Source organism: Corallococcus sp. AB032C (genome assembly GCF_003668935.1).
In the GTDB taxonomy this organism is placed as follows: domain Bacteria; phylum Myxococcota; class Myxococcia; order Myxococcales; family Myxococcaceae; genus Corallococcus; species Corallococcus exiguus.
Map to the genome: position 1 here is coordinate 1 of NZ_RAWP01000021.1, position 23,317 is coordinate 23,317.

At 70.0% G+C, this 23,317-nt stretch carries 22 protein-coding genes; 14 read left to right on the forward strand and 8 right to left on the reverse strand.

The genetic code is table 11. The features are described 5' to 3' along the window. Positions 1–313: FtsX-like permease family protein (locus D7X99_RS11910; RefSeq protein WP_121777891.1), on the forward strand; the 313-nt coding region annotated here is incomplete at its 5' end. Between the two features lie 173 nt (positions 314–486). Continuing rightward, positions 487–852, forward strand: coding sequence for a hypothetical protein (locus D7X99_RS11915; protein ID WP_233613310.1), 366 nt, complete (start codon positions 487–489; stop codon positions 850–852). A gap of 99 nt (positions 853–951) precedes the next feature. On the opposite strand, the gene D7X99_RS11920 is transcribed toward D7X99_RS11915, so the two are convergent. Continuing rightward, complete coding sequence (locus D7X99_RS11920) at positions 952–1,467, reverse strand: GNAT family N-acetyltransferase (protein ID WP_121777892.1); 516 nt, start codon at positions 1,465–1,467, stop codon at positions 952–954. Between the two features lie 18 nt (positions 1,468–1,485). Beyond that, complete coding sequence (locus D7X99_RS11925; protein ID WP_121777893.1) at positions 1,486–2,601, reverse strand: alpha/beta fold hydrolase; 1,116 nt, start codon at positions 2,599–2,601, stop codon at positions 1,486–1,488. 309 nt (positions 2,602–2,910) lie between these two features. Between D7X99_RS11925 and D7X99_RS11930 the strand changes: the two genes are divergently transcribed. The 5 genes from D7X99_RS11930 (at position 2,911) to D7X99_RS11950 (ending at position 7,948) form a co-directional block, all read left to right on the forward strand. Continuing rightward, complete coding sequence (locus D7X99_RS11930) at positions 2,911–3,777, forward strand: hypothetical protein (RefSeq protein ID WP_121777894.1); 867 nt, start codon at positions 2,911–2,913, stop codon at positions 3,775–3,777. A gap of 129 nt (positions 3,778–3,906) precedes the next feature. Beyond that, on the forward strand, positions 3,907–4,644 hold the full coding sequence (locus D7X99_RS11935; RefSeq protein WP_121777895.1) for a dienelactone hydrolase family protein: 738 nt from the start codon (positions 3,907–3,909) through the stop codon (positions 4,642–4,644). Between the two features lie 12 nt (positions 4,645–4,656). Then, entirely contained in the window at positions 4,657–5,937 is a 1,281-nt protein-coding gene (locus D7X99_RS11940) for an MFS transporter (protein ID WP_121777896.1), read from the forward strand. 53 nt (positions 5,938–5,990) lie between these two features. Continuing rightward, positions 5,991–7,385 (forward strand): hypothetical protein, encoded by a 1,395-nt coding sequence (locus D7X99_RS11945; RefSeq protein ID WP_121777897.1) that lies wholly within the window; start codon positions 5,991–5,993, stop codon positions 7,383–7,385. Positions 7,386–7,453: 68 nt separating this feature from the next. Further along, positions 7,454–7,948 (forward strand): hypothetical protein, encoded by a 495-nt coding sequence (locus D7X99_RS11950; RefSeq protein WP_233613313.1) that lies wholly within the window; start codon positions 7,454–7,456, stop codon positions 7,946–7,948. Positions 7,949–7,950: 2 nt separating this feature from the next. Here the strand turns inward: D7X99_RS11950 and D7X99_RS11955 are convergent, their stop codons facing one another. Beyond that, positions 7,951–9,660, reverse strand: a complete 1,710-nt coding sequence (locus D7X99_RS11955) for a hypothetical protein (protein WP_121777898.1) — start codon at positions 9,658–9,660, stop codon at positions 7,951–7,953. A gap of 217 nt (positions 9,661–9,877) precedes the next feature. On the opposite strand from D7X99_RS11955, the gene D7X99_RS11960 reads away from it, so the two are divergent. From D7X99_RS11960 to D7X99_RS11985, 6 genes are all read left to right on the forward strand, one after another. Continuing rightward, the gene (locus D7X99_RS11960) at positions 9,878–10,270 is read left to right on the forward strand and encodes a hypothetical protein (RefSeq protein WP_121777899.1); all 393 of its coding nucleotides are present in this window, start codon (positions 9,878–9,880) and stop codon (positions 10,268–10,270) included. 226 nt (positions 10,271–10,496) lie between these two features. Then, positions 10,497–10,964 carry a MarR family winged helix-turn-helix transcriptional regulator gene (locus D7X99_RS11965; RefSeq protein ID WP_121777900.1) on the forward strand — a complete coding sequence of 156 codons (468 nt, stop codon included), beginning with the start codon at positions 10,497–10,499 and terminating at the stop codon, positions 10,962–10,964. 41 nt (positions 10,965–11,005) lie between these two features. After that, positions 11,006–12,316, forward strand: a complete 1,311-nt coding sequence (gene hmgA, locus D7X99_RS11970; protein ID WP_121777901.1) for a homogentisate 1,2-dioxygenase — start codon at positions 11,006–11,008, stop codon at positions 12,314–12,316. After that, the gene (locus tag D7X99_RS11975) at positions 12,313–13,317 is read left to right on the forward strand and encodes a fumarylacetoacetate hydrolase family protein (RefSeq protein ID WP_121777902.1); all 1,005 of its coding nucleotides are present in this window, start codon (positions 12,313–12,315) and stop codon (positions 13,315–13,317) included. The genes hmgA and D7X99_RS11975 overlap by 4 nt, the downstream gene beginning before the upstream one ends. Positions 13,318–13,395: 78 nt before the next feature. Beyond that, positions 13,396–14,796, forward strand: coding sequence for a 3' terminal RNA ribose 2'-O-methyltransferase Hen1 (locus D7X99_RS11980; RefSeq protein WP_121777903.1), 1,401 nt, complete (start codon positions 13,396–13,398; stop codon positions 14,794–14,796). Next, positions 14,793–17,351 carry a polynucleotide kinase-phosphatase gene (locus tag D7X99_RS11985; RefSeq protein ID WP_121777904.1) on the forward strand — a complete coding sequence of 853 codons (2,559 nt, stop codon included), beginning with the start codon at positions 14,793–14,795 and terminating at the stop codon, positions 17,349–17,351. The genes D7X99_RS11980 and D7X99_RS11985 overlap by 4 nt, the downstream gene beginning before the upstream one ends. A 1-nt stretch (position 17,352) precedes the next feature. On the opposite strand, the gene D7X99_RS11990 is transcribed toward D7X99_RS11985, so the two are convergent. Beyond that, a complete protein-coding gene (locus tag D7X99_RS11990) occupies positions 17,353–18,654 on the reverse strand; it encodes a porin (RefSeq protein ID WP_121777905.1) in 1,302 nt (433 codons plus the stop codon). A gap of 350 nt (positions 18,655–19,004) precedes the next feature. Between D7X99_RS11990 and D7X99_RS11995 the strand changes: the two genes are divergently transcribed. Next, positions 19,005–20,525 carry a M91 family zinc metallopeptidase gene (locus D7X99_RS11995; protein WP_121777906.1) on the forward strand — a complete coding sequence of 507 codons (1,521 nt, stop codon included), beginning with the start codon at positions 19,005–19,007 and terminating at the stop codon, positions 20,523–20,525. Here D7X99_RS11995 and D7X99_RS12000 read toward each other — a convergent pair. From D7X99_RS12000 to D7X99_RS12015, 4 genes are all read right to left on the reverse strand, one after another. Beyond that, positions 20,522–20,839, reverse strand: a complete 318-nt coding sequence (locus D7X99_RS12000; RefSeq protein ID WP_121777907.1) for a protealysin inhibitor emfourin — start codon at positions 20,837–20,839, stop codon at positions 20,522–20,524. The genes D7X99_RS11995 and D7X99_RS12000 overlap by 4 nt on opposite strands. A gap of 19 nt (positions 20,840–20,858) precedes the next feature. Further along, positions 20,859–22,010 (reverse strand): M4 family metallopeptidase, encoded by a 1,152-nt coding sequence (locus tag D7X99_RS12005; protein WP_121777908.1) that lies wholly within the window; start codon positions 22,008–22,010, stop codon positions 20,859–20,861. Positions 22,011–22,128: 118 nt separating this feature from the next. Beyond that, positions 22,129–22,575: a thioesterase family protein gene (locus D7X99_RS12010; protein ID WP_169826010.1), complete on the reverse strand. Its 447-nt coding sequence runs from the start codon at positions 22,573–22,575 to the stop codon at positions 22,129–22,131. A gap of 23 nt (positions 22,576–22,598) precedes the next feature. After that, the gene (locus tag D7X99_RS12015) at positions 22,599–23,264 is read right to left on the reverse strand and encodes an iron-containing alcohol dehydrogenase (RefSeq protein WP_121777909.1); all 666 of its coding nucleotides are present in this window, start codon (positions 23,262–23,264) and stop codon (positions 22,599–22,601) included. Positions 23,265–23,317: the final 53 nt, after the last annotated feature.

Genomic DNA, 23,317 nt, shown 5'->3' on the forward strand with positions numbered 1-23,317 from the left:
GGCCTACGCGGTGGTGCAGCGCACGCGAGAGCTGGGCATCCGCATGGCATTGGGGGCGAGGGCGGGCCAGCTGATGGGCATGGTGTTGAGCCACTACCTGCGGCTCACGGCGGTGGGGCTGGTGTTGGGGCTGGGACTCGCATGGGGAGCCAGCCGCGCGCTGTCGCACCTGCTCAACGGAGTGCGGCCCACGGATCCGCTCACGTATGGATTGGTGGTGGCGGTGCTCGGCGCGATGGCGTTCCTCGCGGCGCTGTTGCCAGCACGAAGGGCCGCGCACGTGCCCCCGGCGGTCGTGCTCCGGGCGGACTGAGCCCAGGACTATCGCCTTGGGTGAGACTGCACAGGCTTCCGGACAACCCGCTATCCTGCGGAACGATGGCCACTCCTCACGTCCTTCTCCTCACGCTCCTGCTGGACGGAGGCACGCCTCCCGCCTCTTCTGGCACAGCCGCGAGGGACGGGGGCAGCGTCGTGTCTCCGCCCGTGGTGACGAATGCCGACGGCGGTACCACGCCCCGCGCCCCCCTCGTCGCGGAGGGGATTGAATGGCCTGACGACCTGCGGCCCCTGGCAACGCTGGACGGACCGGCGGTTCTCGCCGCCCATGCGGCCTTGCAGCGGCTGCTGGCAGGTTTTCCCAAGGAGTATGCGAAGGACTGCTCATATACCGCCAAGGCCATGGAGGTCTCCGTGGCCCAACACGGCGGGATGTACTTCGTGGAGATCAAGCGAAACGTCGCGAAGTGTGGCTGGGCAGCACCTGGATTCAATCCCTCCGCGCACTGGTACGAATTGTATGCCGTGTCGGCGGACGGGAAGGTCCTGGCGCGCTATCCCTATCATCCCTGAAGGCGCCCCTCCGGCGTGACCTGTGAAACAACACATCTCCGCGTCATTCCATGCGCGCTTCGCTCCGGCATCCCGCCCTGCCCCCGCGCGCAGTGAACGTCAGGGAACGATGCGCTTGAAGTAGAGGACCGTGGGGTGCAGCTCACCATCGGTGTGCCGCGCCCAGTCGGGAATCTCGCCGGCGCGCTGCCACTGGAAGTGCTGGTAGACGGACTCCGCCTTCGAGCCCGCCAGCGTGTCGAGCACCAGCAGCGTGCGCCCCGCGCCCCACGCGTACTGTTCAATCTCCTGAAGCAGCAGCGACGCGAGCCCCTGCCCCCGGGCCCGCGAATGCACGAGCAGCTTCTGCACCTCCGCGCGGTGCAGCCCGTTGGGGCGCAGCGAGGGCGCGAGTTGCACGGTGCCGTCGATGCGACCGTCCACCTCCGCGACCCAGAGCACCAGCCCCGGCCCCAGCGCCGCGAGCACGCCCCGCCAGTACTCCACCGCCGCGTCCCGAGAGAGCGGCGGCAGGAAGCCCACCGACGCGCCTCCGTCGACGGAGTCGATGAGCACTTCGGCCAGCGCCTCCCGCTCCTCGGGGGTCGCCTGTTCGAGTCTCCGGATGGAAATCATCCCCACCAGTCTAGCGGCTCACGGCGTGGCGGGCTTCGGGGGCTTCGGCGCGGGGGTGACGCGGGCACCGGTGCAGCGCAGCAGCTCGTCCATGAGCAGGCGGCGGCCCCGCTCCGGCCGCTCCAGGTGCACGAAGTGCGTCGCGCCCGGGAGCACCACGGCCTTCACGCTGGCCGCGTGGTTCAGGTGCTCCTGGAGGCGCGTGACGTCCTCCGGCCGGCTCCAGAAGTCATTCTCCGCGCGCAGGATGAGCACCTTCGCGGTGATGGACGCTCCGTCCCACAGCTGCCGGCCCGTGGCCAGGTAGAAGCTGTCCTCCAGTGCCCCGGACGGCGCCCGGAAGGCGAACGGCGTGCGTGACGGCCCCAGCGGATCACTCGTGACCGCCTCGCGCTGGAACGACGCAGCCACCTCCGGGTCCCGCCACTTCACCCGCTCCTCTTCCGCCTCGGGCAACTGCCGGTCCCACACGGCCATCAGCGACGCGCCCGTGTTCCACCGGTAGGAGCCCATGCCCTCCGCGTTGAAGTGCCCCGGCCGCTTCGGGTCCTCGAAGTCCGTGCCCTTCCCCAGCATCTTGTGCTCCGCGCTGCCCGCGTACAGCGCGTTGAGCATCACCAGGTGGCTGACGTTGTCCGGGTGGAGGCTGGCGTACATGCCCGCCCAGTGACCTCCCGTGGCCCATCCCACCAACCCCACGCGGCGCTGCCCCGTGCGCGCCTTCACCCAGCCCACCACCGCGTGCACGTCCTGGACGACCTCGTGCGAGCCCACCAGGGGCCGGCCCTTCGCGGGCGTGCTCATGGCCAGGGGCCGCGTGGAGCCGCCATAGCCGCGCGCATCCATGAGGTACACCGCGTGCCCCGCGCGGGCGAGCTCCGCCGCGATGGAGCCGCCCTCGACGGGCAGGTCGAACGAGGCCCGCCCCGGCACCCGCGCGCCGTGCAGGAGGATGAGCGGCGGCAGGTTGGCCACCTGCATGCCCGTGTCCTTCACCTCGCGCACGGACACCTCGATGCCCTCCTCCGACGGCACCAGGAACTCCGCGCGCGTCACCTCCGCCCGCGCGCCGGCCCCGAACAGCGCGCCCAGCACCACCAGCGTCCGGACCACGGCCGCGCCTTCGCGATGCATGACCAACTTGCCCTCCCCGCTCCGTAGACTGATGGCGCGATCCTGCCAGGAGCCCCGCGCGGACACACCTCCCGGCCGCCCCGGCCGTGCAACTCTTGCCGTCCGTGCAAGCCTTGCCGGACCGCACGCGGGGTGGACACGCAAGGCTTGCCGTTCCCCACGCCCTCCCTCGACACGCACCCCAGGGACGCGGCGCTGGCATCCCCGTTGCTCATGTCCCGCCACGTTCCCCGCTGGCGACCCGGCCGGGACGAACCCCGGCCAGCGGACGCATCGCTGGCATTTCCAAACGACGAACGGAGAAGCGACATGCACACGAATCACTTCGCGCGGAAGCTGTTCCTGGCGGCCCCCCTTTGCCTCTTCGCGGTGGGCTGTGGCGGCGACCCCATGATGGACGAGACCCTGGCGGGCGAGGCCCCAGCGGGCGAGGCCGTCACCGAGACCGCCGCCCCCGCCGCCCCCGCCGACGCGGCCCTCGCGACGGCCGAGCAGGGTGTCAACCTGGGCGGGACCTACTGGTGGGGCACCTCCAACAACGGCCTGACCTCCACCGCCATCGGGACCTCCACGGGCCGGACCTGCTTCCTGACCGGCGTCCAGGGCAACCTGAAGGGCACCAGTTGGGCCGGCGCGGGCGTGTACCAGTACGCCGGCAACTGGCAGATCTTCGTCAACCACACCAACAGCAAGGCGCTGAGCACGGGCGTCCAGTGCCTCGACACCGCCACCAACCGCACCCCTGAGATGGCCTGGTACGACGGCCAGGCGGCGAAGCTCCTGGGCGCGGTCACCGCGTCGCGCCGCTGCTTCCTCACGCAGGTGGAGGCCGCGGGCGGCTTCACGGCCAACTCCGACTACGCCCGCGTCTGGAACGACGGCTACAACTGGTACCTGGGCGGCAGCCTGGGCGGCTCCGGCGGCGCCCGCGCCATCTGCGTGGACGTCCCCACGGCCCAGGGCGGCTGGCTGTGGATCGCGGGCAACCCGGGCACCTTCACACACAACCTGGACTACAACCCCGGCGGCGTGGCCTGCCTGCTGTCCGGCATCGGCGGCAACTTCAACACCAGCGACTTCAATGACGGCGTCTCCATCGACTACAACAGCGGCACCCGCTACTGGGAGATGACGGTCAGCAACAGCAAGCGCGGCTGGAGCAACTGCGTCAAGTAGTCCCAGCAAATGTCCGTTTCGCGCGGGGCGGAGGGGGCCCGTCGCGAAACGGATGGCGCATCGCTCGCGCGTGTGGTGTCACCCTCCTGCCGGGCGCATGCACCGCCCGCGCGGGAGGTCACCCACGCCATGCAGGACGTCGACATCAAGACCGCGGATGGAGTGATGGACGCGAAGCTGTTCCAGCCGGAGGGCTCGGGACCGTGGCCGGCGGTCATCATGATTCCGGATGCCTTTGGCATCCGGCCCGTCTTCGAGGACATGGCCCGGCGTCTGTCGAAGTCCGGCTACGTCGTGCTGATGCCCAACGTGTTCTACCGGGACGGACACACCTCGAAGCTGGACCTCCAGGGCTCCTTCGCGGACGAGGCGTTCCGCAAGCGCCTCTACGGCCTCATCGGCGCGCTGACGCCGGAGCGCCTGAAGCTGGACGCGGGCGCGGAGCTGGATTTCCTCTCCCGGCAGCCCTTCGTGAAGGGCCCGAAGGCGGGCGTGGCCGGCTACTGCTTCAGCGGCGGCATCGCCGTGCGCATGGGCGCGGACTTCCCGGAGCGCATCGGCGCGGTGGCGTCCTCCCATGGCGGCCGCCTGGCCACGGACTCGCCCGACAGCCCCCACCGCCTGGTGAACAAGGTGAAGGGCGAGCTGTACTTCGGCCACGCGGACCAGGACAACTCCATGCCCGCGGACGCCATCCACACGCTGGAGGCGGCGCTGAAGGACGCGGGCGTGAAGTACCGCTCGGAGCTCTACCCCGGCGCGCAGCACGGCTATTCGGTGGCGGGCTCGGCCGCGTTCAACGCGGAGGTCGCGGAGACGCACTGGAAGAGGCTCGAGGACCTGTTCGGCCGCACGCTGAAGGCCTGAGCCCTGAGCCCGATGTCCCCTGTGCGGCAGCGGCTGCTCTCCATCTTCGGCGGCTCGGTGGGCAACCTCATCGAGTGGTACGACTTCTACGTCTACTCGGCGTTCTCGCTGTACTTCGCGCAGGCGTTCTTCCCGGACGCGGATCCGCTGGTGCAGCAGCTCAACACCGCCGGCGTGTTCGCGCTGGGCTTCCTCATCCGGCCGGTGGGCGGCTGGTGGATGGGGCTCTACGCGGACCTCCGGGGCCGCAGGTCCGCGCTGACGTTGTCCGTCACGCTGATGTGCCTGGGCTCGCTGGTCATCGCCGTGTGCCCCACGTACGCGCGCATCGGCGTGGCGGCGCCCGTGGTGCTGATACTCGCGAGGCTGCTCCAGGGCCTCTCCCTGGGCGGCGAGTACGGCACCAGCGCCACCTACCTGAGCGAGGTGGCCACCTCCCGCCACCGCGGCTTCTACAGCTCCTTCCAGTACGTCACGCTCATCATGGGACAGCTCCTGGCCACGCTGACGCTGCTGGTGTTGCAGCGGCTGGTGTTGACGGGCCCGCAGCTGGAAGCGTGGGGCTGGCGCATCCCGTTTGGCATTGGCGCGGCGCTGGCCATCTTCGGCTTCTACATGCGCCGCAACATGGTGGAGACGGAGGCCTTCACCCGCGAGGCCGCGAAGAAGTCCGAGCACCACCCCATGCGGGAGCTCTTGCGCCACCCGAAGGAGATCGCCGTCGTGGTGGGTCTCACGATGGGCGGGACGCTGGCCTTCTACACATACACCGTCTACATGCAGAAGTTCCTGGTGAACTCCGTGGGGCTGACCCGGGATGAGGCCACGCTCATCTCCGCGGGCTCGCTGTTCCTCTACATGTTCCTCCAGCCGGTGCTGGGGTTCGTCTCCGACCACGTGGGACGCAGGCCGGTGCTGATGGGGTTCGGCGTGCTGGGCACGCTGTGCACGGTGCCGCTGCTCACGGCGCTGACGCGGACGCGGGACGCCTTCACCGCGTTCCTGCTAGTGATGGCCGCGCTGGTCATCCTCTCCGGCTACACGTCCATCAACGCCGTGGTGAAGGCGGAGCTGTTCCCCGCGCGCATCCGCGCCCTGGGCGTGGGGCTGCCCTACGCGCTGACGGTGTCCCTCTTCGGAGGCACCGCGGAGTACGTGGGCACGCGCCTGAAGCTGGCCGGGCGCGAGGAGTGGTTCTTCTGGTACGTCACGGCCTGCATCTTCTGCTCGCTGCTCGTCTACACGGTGATGCCAGACACGCGGCGCCACAGCCGCATTGACGCGTCGTCCTGAAGCGCTTGGTGGGAATGCCTGTCCCGGGCGGGACGTGATAGACGCGCGCGCCCATGACGTCTCCACTCCTGACGCTTCCCCTGCTGCTGTGCCTGGGACAGTCCCCTGAAGCCACGCCCACCGAACCGCCCTTCCAGGCGCGGCTGTCCGTCCAGGGCCTCGACGAGGACATCGATGCCGATGGCTCGGCCACGTATTTCCATGCGGCGCTGGAAGGCCATACGCCGGAGCTCGCGTCGGGCCTGCGCGCGGAAGCCACGCTGTCGTTCTTCCTCTCCACGCCGGCCACCCAGGGCATTGCCTTGCAGGACTTCGGCAGCAACCTGCGGCTGCGCTACCGGCCCCCGGGCTGGGAGTCCGGAGAGGGACTCGCAGTGGCGGTCCACCCCATCACCACGTCGCGGTTGTACATGGGCTTCACGTACCCGGTCACCTGGGAACGGCAGGCCTTTCCCCGCCGTTCGGGAAACGAGTCCGCGCTGGAACTGCGCCTGTCCCGGCGGCGATGGGATGCGTTCGTGGCCATCAAATCCGCCAACGTGCTTGATGACCTGAGCCTGGACTTCTCACGCCGTTATGCCCTGCTCGCGGGCGGATTCCTGGACGTCACGCCCGAGCTGCGCCTGGCCTTGAAGGGCACGGTGCTCGACCGGGGCCAGGTGCCCGCCGCCGCGAACTTCGGCATCGAGATGCACGTCCCCATGCGCGGCGCCTCGCTGGGCGCGGTCTGGCACCGGGGTGCCCCCATCGGGAACAACGTCGACCTGAAGCTCTACCAGGGCGACCCGACCTTCTTCGAACGCTTCTTCGAGCCGGAGACCTACCCCGGCGGCTTCGCCGCGTCGGTGTCGTTGGAGGGGAGCCTCTTGTCACAGGGACTGCTGGATCCGGATGCCTTTCTCGAACGGACCACGCAAACGGGGGGCGCGGGAGCCCTGGAGGCACGGGTGAAGCAGGGCTTCTGGCGCGCGCACGCGCTGGCCTACGTCCGCACGCTCTCCTTCATGCAGGTCGACGCGCCCGGGCTCCCTCCGTACCAGGCCTTCATGAACGACTCGGAGACGCGCGCGGAGGTATCCGGCACGCTGAGCAGCGACTACCACCTCCAGGACTGGGGCCTGACGCCCGGGCTGCTCGTGCGCCTCACCCGCCCCGCCTCGCTCCGGAACCCGCCGGTGGGCCTCCCGGGCCGCAACTACACCGCCGTGTTCCAGGCGCCCAACATGCTCACCCTTCTGCCCGAAGGCGAGGACCCGGGGCTGGTGGTGACGGTGAAGGCCACGGCCCGCTGGGACCTGGGAGCGGTTGCCGGCGTACTGGCGGAGGTCTCCTACACGCACGACCCGAACCGGACCCTCTTCGAGGATGACGTCACGGGCGTCGGAGCGCCGGTCTTCCAACCTTCGAACGCCGTGGGCTTCAACGTGCTGCTCCAGGCCCGCTTCTGACGCTGGGAGTCAGGAGGGGGGATTGGCGTCCGTGCGCGGCCGGGTGCGAGGATGCCGCTCCGCCCACCATGCGCAACGCATCCGCCCGCCCCCTCTCCGAGGCCTCCTCGGTCCCCGAGTCCCCCGTCGTCCCGCTCGTCCAGCCCGCGGTCCGGCTGATGGCCCACGCCGCGGCGTGGCTGATGCTGGTGGGCCTGCTCACCGGCGGCTACGTCTCCGCGGCGATGACGGGCAAGGTGCCAGCGGATCCGCAGATGGCGCTCGCCGCGCACCTGAACGCGCTGATGGGCACGTTCTTCCTGCTGGGCGTCGCGTGGACGCTGCCCATGCTGCGCTACGGCCCCGTGGGACAGCAGCGGCTGGCCTGGGCGGTCATCGTCGCCAACTGGGCCAACTGGGGCATCACCTGCGTGAAGGCGTGGCTGCGCGTGTCCGGCGTGGACTTCATCGGGCAGCCCACCAACGACGCCGTGTTCGGCGCGCTCACGGTGTCGGTGGTGCTGCCCGCGCTCGTCGCCGCGGGCGCATGGGTGTACGGCTTCCGCCGCGCAGAAGCCCGCTGACGTCAGAAGGCCGTGCGGGTGAGCGCGAAGTCGGAGCCCGCCCAGGCCGTCTTGAAGCGCTGCTGCACGGCGTTGGCTTCTGCCGTGCGCCCCTGCCCCTTCAACGATTGCGCGAGCCCGAAGAGGGCCCAGCCATTGCCGGGGTTGCGGCGCAGGTCCTCCCGGTAGACGGCCTCCGCGGCCTTGTACTGCTTCGCGTCCAGCAGCGCCGCGCCCTGGAAGTGACGCACGGGGTAGAACCAGTCACTGGGCTCTGAATAGGCCAGCTGATCCGCGGCGCGCACCGCGTCCTCCCAGCGCGTCAGCGCGTCAGCGCAGCCCTGGCGCTCGGAGATGGAGGCATCGAGCACGCGGGCCGCCACGTCCAGCACGTCCTTCGCCGAATTGTTTCCGGCGGTCATCGTGTCGGGAACGTTCGCGGCCAGCTTCACCAACTCCGCGTGCTCCGCACGGGCCTCCTTGAACTCCCCATTCGCCGCGAGCGCCAGCCCGTGCGCGTGCAACCACAGCCCCGTCAGCACCGGGTACTTCGGGTCCGGCCGGGGCTCCGTGAGCAGCGCGTCGTAGCGCCCGAAGCGCACCATCGCGAGCAGGGGTTCCGAGGCGAAGAAGTCCATGCCCGGCATCTCCTTCAGCATCTCCGGCGGCAGGACGTTCGCGGACTCGCGCGCGGCGCGGATGGACTCCCCCGCGCGCCCCTCCATGGACGAGGAGAACGACAGAAAGCCCCAGTTGTGGGCCAGGTACATCGGGTAGTAGCCGATGGGCTCCACCTGGCGCAGATAGTCATTGTCCGCTTGGACAGCGCGGCGGTTGCTCTCCGAGGCATCCGCGTACCGGCCTACCCGCTGGTAGATGTGCGCCGGCATGTGCACCACATGGCCCGCGCCGGGCATCAGCCCCGGCAGCCGGTCCGCTGAAGCGAGCGCGCGCTCGGGGTGATCCGAGGCCTCGACGGCGTGGATGTAATAGTGATTGGCGCCCGGGTGGTTCGGCGCGCGCGCGAGCACCGACTCCAATCGCGAGACAATCTCTCCCGTCCCTGGCGCCGGCTTGCCATCTAGCGTCCACAGCTTCCACGGGTTGAGGTTCATCAGGGACTCGGCGAAGAGCACCTGCACGTCGTTGTCGTCCGGGAAGCGCTTCGCCACGTCGCGCATGGCGTTGGCGTAGGACTGGGAGAAGGGCTTCATCTGGTCGGGCGTGCGGGGCTCCGGCCCGCCGTAGCGCTGGGACAGCGCGCCGATGAGCGCCTGCTCCGTGGGAGTCGCCGTGGGGGCGAGCGCCTGGGCCTTTTGCAGGGCCGTCCATGCGGTCCCGGCCCGGTCCGGCAGCATGGGCACGTTGTAGTTGGGCCCGAGCACCAGCGCGACGCCCCAGAAGCAACTGGCGCAGGAAGGATCCAACTGCGCGGCGCGGGCGAACGAGCGCGCGGCCTCGTCGTGGTTGAAGGCATACGTGAGCCGCATGCCCTGGTCGAAGAAGGCCTGGGCCTCGGGAGACCGGGTCGTCACCTTCCGCTGGAAGGTCCCCAGGTTGTCGAAGAGCACCGCGCCCTGGGCGAGCGAGGTCAGGCTCGACAGCGCGGATGGCTTGCCATGCGCCCCGTGCGCGGCCGCGCCAGCATCCGGCGGGCTGGCGTCCTGCGCTCCGGCATACGTCCCCGGAACAATCAAAGACGGGATGAGGATGAACAGGAGTTGCGCGCGCATGAGGTCCCCCCGGGCCTGCGATCTCCCAGGAACGGTGGGGGGACCTGGCGCATGCGGCAATCGGCTCCGGGCGGGGTGTCAATCCAACCGATGAACCCCTTGCCCGGGACGCGTCCGGCGGAACCGGAGCCAGTCATGACAACCATGTTAATTTGGCATTCCCAGGAATCCTCATGCAGTGCCGCATGGCGTCCCTGGGAGGAAAGAGCCTGCCGCCATGTCGTCCCGTCGAAGCCTGTCCTGGAGCGTCGCCGTCCTGTTGTCCTTCGCGGCCACCGCGGCCTTCGCGGAGCCATCCGCGCCAGCCTTGGAGATGGCCGCACAGGCAGTGTGCGCCGCCACCGAGGTCATGTCGTCCGAGCCTAGGCCCGAGGAGGCCGCGAGCCTGATCTGTGTCTCCGTCCGGTGCTCTTCCGAGGACGACTGTTGGAACGCGTGTCCCAACGCGCGGTCCGTGACCTGCGAGCGCAACGCCTGCTCCTACCAGCTCCCGGGCGGTGGCGGCGGTGGTGGCGGCCCGACGTGCCCGTCCACCCGCTGCATCGATGACTCGGATTGCGTCTGCGGCACGCGTCAGGGGTATTGCAACAACCGCGCTTGCACCTACTGACGCGGTCAGAAGTTCAAAGCGATGAGGGGGACGGAGGGGCGGGGCTGCCACTGCCGCGAGCGCAGGCCATCGCGGCGAGCCTGGAGGTCCCGCAGTTCCGTCTCCAATTGGGTCTTCTCTTCGACGAGCGCTGCGCGGCGGGCCTTGTTCTCCCGCGCGAAGCGCCTGGCACCGCCCCCACACGGGCCATGGCACGCGGGCCGCGCTGGCTATAGTCGGACGCCCGATGAAGAAAGCACGCACCGCGAGCCTCACCCTCGATGAGTTCCTCCCCTATCGCCTGTCGGTCGCGGACAACGTCGTGAGCCAGCGCATCGCCCGCGTGTACGCGGCCGAGGACGGCCTCTCCACGCAGGAGTGGCGGCTCATCGCCGTCCTGGGCGAGGACGGGGAGCGCTCGCAGCTGGAGCTCGTCCGGCGCACGCGGATGGAGAAGGTCCCGGTGAGCCGCGCCGCGCGCTCGCTGGAGGAGCGCGGATTGGTGCGGCGCGCCACGAGCCAGAGCGACGCCCGCTCGCGGCGCCTGACGCTGACCGCCTCCGGGCGCAGGCTCTACCAGCGGATCGCCCCCGCCGCGCTCGAAGCGGAGGCGGAGGTGCTCGCGGAGCTGTCGCCCTCTGAACGCGAGGTGCTGCGCTCGCTGCTGGAGCGCGTGGAGCGGGCCGCCATCCGCGCCCTCAAGCCCGGCCCCTGAGCCTTGCCGGATTGGTTACATCTGTTACTATTTCGGGCGCCATGGAAAACGTCCGCCATCTGACAGGCCTTGGAAACGAGCACGCATCGGAGGCTGTCGCCGGTGCGCTTCCCGTAGGCCAGAACACGCCCCAGCGCGTCGCGTTCGGCCTCTACGCCGAGCAGCTCTCCGGCACCGCGTTCACCGCGCCGCGCGGCGTGAACCGGCGCACGTGGATGTACCGGCTGCGGCCCAGCGCGGGCCACCCGGCGTACCGGCCCGTGGAGGCCCGCACGATGAAGAGCGGACCCTTCCGGGAGGTGCCTCCCTCGCCCAACCGGCTGCGCTGGAGCCCGGCGCCCATGCCCACCACGCCCACCACCTTCCTGGAGGGCCTCTTCACGCTGGGCGGCAATGGTTCCCCGGCCGAGAACGCGGGCGCGGCGGTGCACCTCTACGCGGCGACGGCGTCCATGACGGACACGGCGTTCTTCAACGCCGACGGTGAGCTGCTCATCGTCCCCCAGTCCGGGACACTGCGCATCGTCACGGAGCTGGGCGTGCTGGAGGTTCCGCCCGGCCACGTCGCGCTCATCCCTCGCGGCATGCGCATGCGGGTGGAGCTGCCCGGCGGCTCCGCGCGCGGCTACATCTGCGAGAACTACGGCGCGCAGTTCCGGCTCCCGGAGCTGGGGCCCATCGGGTCCAACGGCCTGGCGAACCCTCGCGACTTCGTGGCGCCCCACGCGGCGTATGAAGACGTGGAGCGCCCCACGCGCGTGGTGCAGAAATTCCAGGGGAACCTCTGGGAGACGACGCTGGATCACTCGCCGTTCGACGTCGTGGCGTGGCACGGCAACAACGTGCCGTACACGTACGATCTGGCGCGCTTCAACACCATCAACACGGTGAGCTACGACCACCCGGATCCGTCCATCTTCACGGTGCTCACGTCGCCCAGTGACACGCCGGGAACGGCGAACTGCGACTTCGTCATCTTCCCGCCCCGGTGGATGGTGGCGGAGAACACCTTCCGGCCGCCCTGGTTCCACCGCAACGTGATGAGCGAGCTGATGGGCCTGGTCCACGGCGTCTACGACGCCAAGGCGGACGCGTTCCTGCCCGGCGGCGCGTCGCTCCACAACTGCATGAGCGCCCACGGCCCGGACCGCAAGACGTACGAAGCCGCCGTCGCCGCGGAGCTGACGCCGAAGAAGATCGACAACACGCTCGCCTTCATGTTCGAGACCCGCTGGGTCATCGCGCCCACGCTCCAGGCCATGGAGAGCTCCGTCCTCCAGAAGGACTACGACGCCTGCTGGGCGGACCTGCCCAAGGCGAAGATGCAGTCCTCGGGAGGCGGCCAGTCGTGAAGCTCGCCTCGGTCGACGCAGGAAGAGACGGACGGCTCGTCGTCGTGACGAAGGACCTGTCCCGGCAGGCGGATGCGTCCGCCATCGCGCCCACGCTCCAGGCCGCGCTGGATGACTGGGACCGCCACGCGCCGGCCCTGCGCGCGCTGTCGGAGCGACTGGAGCGCGGGGAGGTTCCGGGAGCCCCCTTCGACCCCAGCCGGTGCGCGGCGCCCCTGCCCCGCGCCTACCAGTGGGCGGACGGCTCCGCGTACGTGAACCACGTGGAGCTGGTGCGCAAGGCACGCGGCGCGGAGCTTCCGCCCTCCTTCTGGACCGACCCCTTGATGTACCAGGGCGGCTCCGACGGCTTCCTCGGGCCGCGTCAGCCCATCCCGCTCGCCGACGAGTCGTGGGGCTGCGACATGGAGGGCGAGGTCGTGGTGGTGACGCGCGACGTACCACCAGGTGCCACGCGCGAGCAGGCCCTGGGCGCCGTCGTGCTGGTGGGATTGGTCAACGACGTGTCGCTGCGCAACCTGATTCCGAACGAGCTGGCGAAGGGCTTCGGCTTCTTCCAGTCCAAGCCCGCGTCGGCGTTCTCTCCGGTGTTCGTCACGCCAGACGAGCTGGGCACCGCGTGGCGGGAAGGCAAGCTGCACTGCCGCCTGGAGGTCTTCCTCGACGGCGAGCCCTTCGGCCGAGCGGACGCGGGCGTGGACATGACGTTCGACTTCGGAATGCTGGTGGCCCACGCGGCGAAGACACGCTCGCTCTGCGCGGGCAGCATCGTGGGCTCCGGCACGGTGTCCAACCGGGGCCCGGACGGCGGTCCCGGTAAGCCGGTGAGTGCGGGTGGGGCGGGCTACTCGTGCATCGCGGAGGTGCGCGTGGTGGAGACGCTCCGGGACGGTGCGCCGAAGACGCCGTTCCTGAAGCGCGGCAACCGGGTGCGCATCGAGATGCGGGACGACTCGGGCGCCAGCATCTTCGGCGCCATCGACCAGTCAGTCGGCGGGTAGGCGGGGAAGAAGGGGCCGCTTTCGTCAGGGCCCCTTGTTCCACCCGTCCGGCGCGCAGCAGGATTCACGCGCGCCCCCATGCTCCTGACCCTATCGACGACCCATTCGCCCGCGACGGACCTGGGCTACCTGCTGCACAAGAACCCGGAACGGCCCCAGTCCTTCGAGCTTCCCTTCGGACTGGCGCACGTCTTCTACCCGGAGGCCTCCGCCGGCCGCACCACGGCGGCGCTCCTCCTGGAGGTGGACCCCGTCGCCCTGGTGCGCGGCCGTCCGTCGTCCGGAGGCCAGGGCGGCACGTTGGACCAGTACGTCAACGACCGACCCTACGTGGCGTCGTCCTTCATGAGCGTGGCGCTGTCCCGCGTCTTCGGCACCGCGCTGTCGGGGCGCAGCAAGGACCGGCCAGAGCTGGCCGCACAACCCCTGCCCTTCTCCGCCCGCCTGTCGGTGCTGCCCTGCCGGGGCGGTGAAACCTTCCTGCGCCGCCTCTTCGAGCCGCTCGGCTACACCGTCACCGCGACCCGCCACGCGCTGGACGAGACGGTGCCCGCGTGGGGGGACAGCCGCTACTTCACCGTGACGCTGGAGGGACACGTGCGCCTGGGCGACCTGCTCTCGCATCTGTACGTCCTCATCCCGGTGCTCGACGACGACAAGCACTACTGGGTCGGCGACGAGGAGGTGGAGAAGCTGGTGCGCCACGGTGAGGGCTGGCTCGCCACGCACCCGGAGCGCGAACAGATTGCCCGCCGCTACCTGCGCCACCGCCACAGCCTGGCGCGCGAAGCCCTGGAGCGGCTCGCGGGCGACGAGGCCCCCGAGCCCGAGGAACGCCAGGAGGCGCGCAACGCCGAGGAGGCCGTGCTCGAATCACGCCTGAGCCTCAACGAGCAGCGGCTCCAGACGGTGATGACCGTCCTCCAGGAGCACGGCGCCGCGCGCGTGGTGGACCTGGGCTGCGGCGAGGGCCGGCTGCTCAAGGCCCTGCTGAAGGACCGCCGCTTCACCGAGCTCGTCGGCATGGACGTGTCCCACCGCACGCTGGAGATTGCCCACGACCGGCTCGGCATCGAACGGATGCCGGACCTGCAACGGCAGCGCGTGAAGCTGCTGCACGGCTCGCTCCTGTACCGCGACCAGCGGCTCGCGGGCTTCGACGCCGCCACCGTCATCGAGGTCATTGAACACCTGGACATGCCGCGCCTCGCGGCCTTCGAGCGCGTGCTCTTCGAGTACACGCGACCGGGCCTCATCCTCCTCACCACCCCCAACGCCGAGTACAACGTGCGCTTCACCTCGCTCCCCACCGGTACCTTCCGCCACCGCGACCACCGCTTCGAGTGGACCCGCGCCGAGTTCGAGGCGTGGGCGGCGAGCATGTGCGAGCGCTACGGCTACACCGTGAGCTTCCGGCCGGTGGGCGAGAACGACGCGGAGGTCGGCGCGCCGACGCAGATGGCGGTATTCACGCGATGAACATCCACATTCCAGAGCTGTCACTCGTCGTCCTGATTGGGCCGTCCGGCTCGGGGAAGTCGACCTTCGCGCGCCGTCACTTCAAGCCCACGGAGGTGCTCTCCTCGGACACCTACCGGGGCGTCGTGTCCGACGACGAGAACAACCAGGAGGCGACGAAGGACGCCTTCGAGACGCTGCGCTTCGTCGCGGCGAAGCGGCTGGCGCGGGGCCTGCTCACAGTGGTGGACGCCACCAACGTGCAGCCGGAGTCCCGCAAGGCCTTCGTGGAGCTGGCGCGCGAGTACCACGTGCTGCCCGTGGCGCTGGTGCTGGACGTGCCGGAGCGCACCTGCATCGAGCGCAACCAGCAGCGGCCGGACCGCGCCGCCAGCTTCCGCTTCGTGCGCAACCAGGTCTCGCAGATGCACCGCTCCATGCGCGGCCTGGAGCGCGAAGGCTTCCGCCACCTCCACGTCCTCAAGCCGGACGCCATCGAGCGCGTGGTGCTGGAGCGCCAGCCGCTCTGGTGCAACCTCAAGCGCGAGCGCGGGCCGTTCGACATCATCGGAGACATCCACGGCTGCCGCGAGGAGCTGGAGGCGCTGCTCGCGAAGCTGGGCTACCAGGTGCGTCCGCGCGCGGACGGCACGCCGGGCGTCGACGTGCGCCCACCGGAGGGTCGCAAGGCCGTCTTCCTGGGCGACCTGGTGGACCGCGGCCCGGACATCCCGGGCGTGCTGCGGCTGGTGATGGACATGGTGGAGGCCGGCACCGCGCTGTGCGTGCCGGGCAACCACGAGATGAAGCTGCTGCGCAAGCTGCGCGGCAGCAAGGTCAACGTGTCCCACGGCATGGCCCAGACGCTGGAGCAACTGGAGAAGGAGCCGCCGGAGTTCCACCAGCGCGTGGCGAAGTTCATCGACGGGCTGGTGTCCCACTACGTGCTGGACGACGGGCGCCTGGTGGTGGCGCACGCGGGCCTGAAGGAGAGCATGCAGGGCCGGGGCTCCGGCCGCGTGCGCACCTTCGCGCTCTACGGCGAGACGACGGGCGAGACGGACGAGTACGGCTTCCAGGTGCGCTTCAACTGGGCGGCGGAGTACCGGGGCCGCGCGTCGGTGGTGTACGGCCACCAGGCCGTGCTGGAGGCCGAGTGGGTCAACAACACGCTGTGCGTTGACACCGGCTGCGTCTATGGCGGCCAGCTCACCGCCCTGCGCTACCCGGAGCGGGAGCTGGTCTCCGTCCCCGCGCAGCGCGTGTACTGCGAGCCGGTGAAGCCCCTGGCCGCTCCGGCTCCGTCCGGCCTGAGCGCGCAGCAACAGGCGGATGACGTGCTGGACCTGGAGGACGTGCGGGGCAAGCGCGTCATCTCCACGCGACTGGCCGCGAACGTCACCCTGCGCGAGGAGAACACCACCGCGGCGCTGGAGGCGATGAGCCGCTTCGCCATCGATCCGCGCTGGCTCATCTACCTGCCGCCCACCATGTCGCCGTCGGAGACGAGCACCGAGCCCGGCTTCCTGGAGCATCCCCAGCAGGCGTTCGACTACTACCGCAAGGAGGGCGTGGCGCAGGTCGTCTGCGAGGAGAAGCACATGGGCTCGCGCGCCGTCGTCGTCATCGCGCGCGACGCGGACGCCGCCCGCCGCCGCTTCGGCGTCACCTCTGGCGAGACGGGCGTCTGCTACACGCGCACCGGCCGGCGCTTCTTCACCGATGAAGCCCTGGAGGCCGCGCTCCTCGCGCGCGTCCGGGCGGCGCTGGACGCGTCCGGCTTCTGGGAGGAGCTGAAGACGGACTGGGCCTGCCTGGACTGCGAGCTGATGCCCTGGTCGCTCAAGGCCCAGGAACTCTTGCGCGACCCATACGCCGCCGTGGGGGCTGCCTCCCGCGCGGCGCTGACGGACGTGGTGTCCGTGCTGGGGCAGGCCACCGCCCGGGGACTGCCGCTGGGCGAGCTGGCCGCGCGTTTCACGGACAAGGCCACCGACGTCCAGCGTTACGTGGAGGCGTACCGGCGCTACTGCTGGCCGGTGACGTCGCTGGACGACGTGCGACTGGCACCATTCCACCTGCTGGCCACGGAGGGCGCGACCCACGTGGACAAGGACCACGTCTGGCACATGGAGACGCTGGCGCGCGTGTGCCGCGCGGACCCGTCGTTCCTGGTGGCCACGCCCTACCGCGTCGTGGCGCTGGAGGACGCGGACGCGGTGGCCGGCGGCGTGCGGTGGTGGGAGGTGCTCACCGCGCGCGGCGGCGAGGGCATGGTGGTGAAGCCGTTTGGATTCGCGGTGCGCGGACGCAAGGGCGTGGTGCAGCCCGCCATCAAGTCCCGTGGCACGGAGTACCTGCGCATCATCTACGGCCCGGAGTACACCACGCCCGCGAACCTGGACCGGCTGCGCCAGCGGGGCCTGGGCACCAAGCGTTCCCTCGCGCTGCGCGAGTTCTCGCTGGGCGTGGAGGGACTGGAGCGCTTCACGAAGAAGGAGTCCCTGCGCCGCGTGCACGAGTGCGTCTTCGGCGTGCTCGCCCTGGAGAGCGAGCCCGTCGACCCGCGACTCTGACTCAGTAATTGAACTGGAGCTGGAGGCGCGTCACGTGCCCCTGCTCCTGTTCATACGGGTAGCGCGACGAGGTGCGGTCCGCGATGACGTAGGCGGCCGTCAGCTCCAGCGCCTTCCAGATCTGCCACTCCGCGCCCAGCTCCAGCTCGCGCACGTCGTAGCGGGGGGCGTTGGTCTCGAACTTCTTGCCGCCCTTGTAGAGCGTGCCGCGCACGTAGGGGATGAGCGACACGCCCACCACGCCGTCCAGCTTGTACATGAGCTGCGCGTAGCCGCCCTGCAGGTTCCGGCTGTCGATGAGCAGCGCCTCGTCAGGGAACGAGCCCAGCGACGGCCCACGCCCGATGTTGTATTCCGCCTGGAAGCCCAGGGGCTGCGGGTAGATCATCAGGCTGACGATGGCGCGGGCATCCACCATGTTGGGGCCACGCGCCAGCGCATAGGCCGCGTCATCTCGCGGGGCCGCGCTGAGGTTGAAGCGGCCGTAGTAGGCGCCGGTGCCGACCTCCACGTACTGGGAGCCGAAGAGGAAGGGGTAGCTGACGCGCGCGACGGCGTGCGGGCTGTTGTTGCGCTCGGCGCGGTTGGCCGTCTGGCCGTTGTAGACGCCCAGGCCCACCACGCCGTAGTCGCCAGAGCCCTTGAGGCCGCTGTCGACGAGGAACTTGAAGCGCTCGCGGATGTGCGAGGGCGCCCAGTAGAAGAACACGCCCACGTCGCGCTCGTCCTTCAGCGCGCTGTTGATGGCGTCGTTGCGGTCCAGCGCGAGGCGGTTCTGGCTGGACTGGAGGTTCTCGAAGCCGAACGGCACCTTCGACTGGCCCACGCGGAAGCGGAACTCCTTCTTCGCGTCCACGAAGATGTCCGCGTACCAGTCCCGCATGACGGCGACGTTGTACTGGTCACCGATGACGGAGGCGAAGTCCGGCTGCAGGTAGATGGACACGTGCGGGTGCACGTCCCCGAAGATGACGAGCCGCGCGCGGCGAATGCCGAAGCCGGTGTCCTTGCCCAGGAAGCGGTCGCCCTGGTCGTTGATGAGCGAGTCGTTCACCCGGAAGCTGGGCAGCCGGTTGTAGCGGACCTGCGTGTAGCCCCGGAGGCGGATGCTCTCGTACCAGGGCTTGCTCTTCTCCTTCTCCTTCTCCTCCGCGGGCGGCGGCAGGGCGGCGGGAGGCACGACCTCGCCCTTGGGCGCGGACTCGGGCGGAGTCTCCTGGGCCAGGGTGGAGGAGGAGAAGAAGAGCGCGGTACCAGCCAGCAGGGCCTGAAGGACGGAGCGGTGGGACGAAGCGAGGGTCATGGGTTCGTGGGAGACGGGCGGGGAGCAGGGAGGGACCCGCCCGGTCCCGTTGTGGCGCTCCCGTTACCGAAGAGCGCGGCCCTCCGCCACACACCACCCCCCGTTGTTGCCACACCGTTACCGGCGACGCGGTCCTGTCACACGAACGAGCGGCCCGTGTCACACGCCCGTGACACGGCCCTGCCCCCCACCCCTGAACGAGTCATTCCCAGGGTTTGGCTTGGAATCAGCGGCCCGAGGCAACCGCCGTCACGCTTTCGCGACAATCCCCTTCGGGCGGCATTCATCCGCTCCCCGGCAGCCGTCCGCCGGGCCCGCACCGGGTGTCTCCGTCACCCGCGAGAAGCGACATGACCTCGATTGGCAAGCCTGGTTCGCGCCCCACCTCGTCCCCCGTGAGCACGCAGCCGGTGAAGGCTCCCGTCACGGCGAAGCCCAACGTGGTGAAGGCCGCTGTCGCGCAGCGGATGAAGGACGGCTTCGACTCGGCCCCGCGCTCGGGCGCCGCTTCCCGGCCGGTGCTGTCCGCGGAGATCCGCTCCAATGAGGGCACTGGGGGCGCCCTGGGCAAGGCCGCGGGCAAGGCGGCTGGCGGCATCGGCGAAGCGCTGGGCAAGATCGCGGGCCGCGTGGGCAGCGCCCTTGCCGGGCCCCAGGTGAGCACGAACGCGGACGGCCGCACCGTGGTGGACCTGGGCGCGGGCAACAACACCGCGACGGTGTCGCAGAACAAGGACGGCGGGCTGACCATCAAGTCCGGCAGCGACACGGTGACGCTGACCGCGGAGCAGGCCAAGGGCGCCATCATCAACGGCGGTGACGGCAACGACTCCATCACCGTGGACGCGAGCGTCACGCAGGACATCACCCTGGACGGCGGCGCGGGCGACGACAAGCTCACCGGTGGCAAGGGCAACGACACGCTCATCGGAGGCGCGGGCAACGACACCCTCATCGGTGGTGACGGCAAGGACACGCTGAAGGGCCAGGACGGCGACGACTACCTGGAGGGCGGCGCGGGCGATGACCGCATCATGGGTGGCGAGGGCCGCGACGTGCTCTACGGCCTGGACGGCAACGACTACCTGTCCGGCGGCAAGGGCCGGGACTACATCGACGGCGGCGCGGGCAATGACCGGGCCTACGGCGGCGAGGGCGACGACCAGGTCATCGGCGGGCGCGGCGACGACACGTTGAGCGGCGGCGCGGGCAACGACGCGGTGGCGGGCGGCGCGGGCAAGGACACGGTCCGTGGCGGCACGGGCACGGACAAGCTCTACGTGGAGGAGGGTGAGACCACCGCCGACGCGGCCGAGGGCGAGCGCGAAATCGTCGACATGACGAACGCCGACCAGCGCGGCCGCTCGGTGACGGTGTCGGGCAGCGCGGACTTCCAGGCGCGCGTGCAGTCGGACCTGGACGCGATGCGCTCGCTGCCTTCGGGCCAGGACCTGCTGCGCACGCTGGATGACAGCGGCCACACCACGACCATCAAGGAAACGTCCAGCGGCAACTCCGCGTCCGCGCAGAACAAGGACGACGCCTGGTTCAACGCGGACGGCACGCCGGGCAAGGGCACCAACGGCACGGTGAACTACAACACCACGCGCATCTCGCTGGGCAGCGAGGACTGGATGAACCGCCCGCCCGTCGTCGCGCTGTTCCACGAGATGGTGCACGCCTCGGACTACGCCAACGGCACGCTGGCGCTCGGTGAGAAGGACGGCGTGAACAACCGCGAGACGTCCGCGGTGGGCCTGCCCATCGACCTGGACCAGAATCCGTCCACGCCGGACGTGGTGCAGGGCGGCCGCCCCGGAGAGAACGTCCTCCGCGACGACCTGAACCTGCCCACCCGTCCGCGCTACTAGGCGCTGTCCCGAGCGGCCTTCTGGATGAGCTCCAGCAGGGAGCGCAGGTGCGGCTCCGTCACCGGCTCCACCAGCCGGACCGAATGCCTCCTCCCGCCGTCATCCTCGATGGTGACGGCGTAACTCGTCCGGTCCGCGCCCGACGTGGGACCACCGCCCACGGTGGCCGGCTGTTCGAAGAAGCGGGCCTCCCGCACCCGCCGCTGGAGCGCCTCCGCCATGGTGGGAGGCAGGGCCGCCAGGTCCACGGTGCGGGGCCTGGCGAGGCCAGGGAAGAAGGCGACGCCTCCCTCCCGTTTGAGCTCGATTCGCATGTCCCGTCGACCCCAGGGCCTAGTGCTTGCGCTGCACCGGCTGCGCGGCCTGCTTCTGCATCTGCGGCGTCCAGGCCACCTCGCCCGCCCGCTCCTTGGCGATCTTGATGCCCACCTGGCCCCAGGCGTCGCGGACGATCTGCTCTTCGTCGCCGCTGCCGTAGAGCTTGGAGGCCGCCAGCACGGTGAGCCGGGCGAAGGAAAGGAACGTTGCGTTGGACTTCAGCCTCGGGTCGCGCAGCGCCTCCAGCCAGATGAGGCCAGCCTTCTCCCACGCGTAGCCCTTGAGGTTCGTGGCCGCGACGCAGAAGGCCTTGTTGGGAATGCCGGAGTTGATGTGCACGCCGCCGTTGTCCTCCGTCGTGTTCACGAAGTCCGTCATGTTGGCCGGCTGCGGGTCCTTGCCCAGCACCGGATCGTCGAACGCGGTGCCCGGGTCCTTCATGGAGCGCAGGGCCTTGCCCTGGACCTTGTCCGTGAGGAGCCCCTCGCCAATGAGCCAGTCGGCCTGATCCACCGTCTGATTCAACAGGCGCTGCTTCACGAGCGAGCCGAAGCAGTCCGACACGGACTCGTTGAGCGCGCCCGCCTGGAGGAAGTAGGCAAGAGGCCCCTCGTGCTCCGTCACGCCGTGGGTCAGCTCATGCCCGATGACGTCCACCGCGATGGTGAAGCGGTTGAAGAGCTCGCCGTCGCCATCGCCGAACACCATGCGCTGGCCGTCCCAGAAGGCGTTGTCGTAGCCGCTGCCATAGTGGACGTGCCCGAGGAGCGGCATGCCGTTGCCGTCGATGGAGTTGCGCCCGAAGACCTCCCAGTAGAGGTCATACGTCGCGCCCAGGCCGGTGTAGGCCTCGTCCACCGCCGCGTCGCCGGTGTCAGGCTTCCCCTCGCTGCGAACCTCCTCGCCCGGTAGGGCCTCGGTATTCTTCACATTGTAGATGGTGCGCTGCCTGTGGCTCTCCACGACCATGGGGCCGGGAATGAGGCGCAGCGATGCCTGGGGCGAGCCACTGATGGACAAGCGCATGGCGCGCATCGTGGTGTCGATGGAGAGCGTCCGCAGGGCCTGCGCGCGCTGTTGCGGCGAGCCGTTCTGGGCAATTTGACGGCTGACGTACGGCGGCAGGATGCAGTGGTGGGAATGCCAGATTCGGGTGTTGCAACACATCACCGTTCTCCTTCTGCAGGGGGTACCAGGAGACGATGGTGATGACGGCGGGCCGTGCTCGGGACACGGGACGGCAGGGGCCTCCCGGTCGCCAGGGCGACCTTGCGGCGACTCGCGCTCAGGCCTGCTCGCGTGGCGTCACGGCGATTCCCGCCAACGCGTCGCGCAGCCGGTCGGGGATGGCCACGGCCCTCCGCGTCCGCCGGTCCACGAAGACGTGCACGAGGTGGCCGTGCGCCGCCGCCTGCTCCTCGCCCTCCTTGAAGATGGCGATGCCGTAGGTGACCGAGCGGTTGCCCAGCCTGTCCACGCGCAGGCCCGCGCGCAGGCGGTCCGGATACGCGAGCGGGGCGCGGTAGGCGCACTTCGACTCCACCACCAGCCCGATGACCTCCCCGGTGTGGATGTCCAGGCCGCCCTCGTGGATGAGGTAGTGGTTCGCGACCGTGTCGAAGTAGCTGTAGTAGGTGACGTTGTTGATGTGGCCGTACACGTCGTTGTCCATCCACCGCGTGGTGATGGGCAGGAAGAAGCGGTAGCGGTCGGCCGTCTCTGCGTCGGACACGGGAGAAGCCCTCCAGGTTCGGGTTACCAGTAGCGCAGCGCCTGGCGGAACAGCTGCGTGAGGACGGGCCGGGTCATCTCCCGGGGCGCGTTCTGGAGCAAGCGCTGCTGCGGGAAGGCGCCCTCCGTGAGCGCGTCCACGTCCGCCACCGTGTAGCCCACGCCCGGCAGGCCGTTGGGCACGCCCACCGCGCGCATGAGCTGGACCACTCGGCCCGCCAGGACCTCGCCCGCGTCCCCGCTGCCCGCGCCGCGCACATCCGCGCCCAGGAAGCCCGCGGCCTCCAGGTGGCGCTCGGGGCTCGCTGACGCCGTGTAGCGGAACACCGCTGGCGCGTTGACGATGACGGCCAGGCCGTGCGGCACCAGCGGTTCGTCCTGGGGATAGCCGGAGGGACGGAAGTCGCGCACGCGCCCGGCCACCGCGTAGGCCATGCCATGCGGAGCGTGCACGTCCGTGAAGACGACGACGTCCAGCCCCGCGGCGAGCAACGACTGGCGCACCTTCTCGAAGTGCGGCAGCCGCGCCACGCGCGCGTCGGAGAACAGCGCCACCCGCTTCATCCCGAGCGCCCGCGCCCGGTCGCCCACCTCGGAGAGACAGCCGGGGCCGAAGGTGATGCGGGAGGTGTCCACCGTGAAGGCGCTGTCGCAGCCTTCCTTCACGGCGGGGTAGTGACAGCAGCCCATGCGCGCTCCTTGGCGGACGTGTCCCGCCCCAATCTACAGGGCGGGACCGGGAT

Coding starts and splice junctions, on each gene's coding strand:
- D7X99_RS11920 (WP_121777892.1), bottom strand. CDS start 1,467: ATGATTTCCATCCGGAGACTCGAACAGGCGACCCCCGAGGAGCGGGAG.
- D7X99_RS11925 (WP_121777893.1), bottom strand. CDS start 2,601: ATGCATCGCGAAGGCGCGGCCGTGGTCCGGACGCTGGTGGTGCTGGGC.
- D7X99_RS11930 (WP_121777894.1), top strand. CDS start 2,911: ATGCACACGAATCACTTCGCGCGGAAGCTGTTCCTGGCGGCCCCCCTT.
- D7X99_RS11935 (WP_121777895.1), top strand. CDS start 3,907: ATGCAGGACGTCGACATCAAGACCGCGGATGGAGTGATGGACGCGAAG.
- D7X99_RS11940 (WP_121777896.1), top strand. CDS start 4,657: ATGTCCCCTGTGCGGCAGCGGCTGCTCTCCATCTTCGGCGGCTCGGTG.
- D7X99_RS11945 (WP_121777897.1), top strand. CDS start 5,991: ATGACGTCTCCACTCCTGACGCTTCCCCTGCTGCTGTGCCTGGGACAG.
- D7X99_RS11950 (WP_233613313.1), top strand. CDS start 7,454: ATGCGCAACGCATCCGCCCGCCCCCTCTCCGAGGCCTCCTCGGTCCCC.
- D7X99_RS11955 (WP_121777898.1), bottom strand. CDS start 9,660: ATGCGCGCGCAACTCCTGTTCATCCTCATCCCGTCTTTGATTGTTCCG.
- D7X99_RS11960 (WP_121777899.1), top strand. CDS start 9,878: ATGTCGTCCCGTCGAAGCCTGTCCTGGAGCGTCGCCGTCCTGTTGTCC.
- D7X99_RS11965 (WP_121777900.1), top strand. CDS start 10,497: ATGAAGAAAGCACGCACCGCGAGCCTCACCCTCGATGAGTTCCTCCCC.
- hmgA (WP_121777901.1), top strand. CDS start 11,006: ATGGAAAACGTCCGCCATCTGACAGGCCTTGGAAACGAGCACGCATCG.
- D7X99_RS11980 (WP_121777903.1), top strand. CDS start 13,396: ATGCTCCTGACCCTATCGACGACCCATTCGCCCGCGACGGACCTGGGC.
- D7X99_RS11985 (WP_121777904.1), top strand. CDS start 14,793: ATGAACATCCACATTCCAGAGCTGTCACTCGTCGTCCTGATTGGGCCG.
- D7X99_RS11990 (WP_121777905.1), bottom strand. CDS start 18,654: ATGACCCTCGCTTCGTCCCACCGCTCCGTCCTTCAGGCCCTGCTGGCT.
- D7X99_RS11995 (WP_121777906.1), top strand. CDS start 19,005: ATGACCTCGATTGGCAAGCCTGGTTCGCGCCCCACCTCGTCCCCCGTG.
- D7X99_RS12000 (WP_121777907.1), bottom strand. CDS start 20,839: ATGCGAATCGAGCTCAAACGGGAGGGAGGCGTCGCCTTCTTCCCTGGC.
- D7X99_RS12005 (WP_121777908.1), bottom strand. CDS start 22,010: ATGTGTTGCAACACCCGAATCTGGCATTCCCACCACTGCATCCTGCCG.
- D7X99_RS12015 (WP_121777909.1), bottom strand. CDS start 23,264: ATGGGCTGCTGTCACTACCCCGCCGTGAAGGAAGGCTGCGACAGCGCC.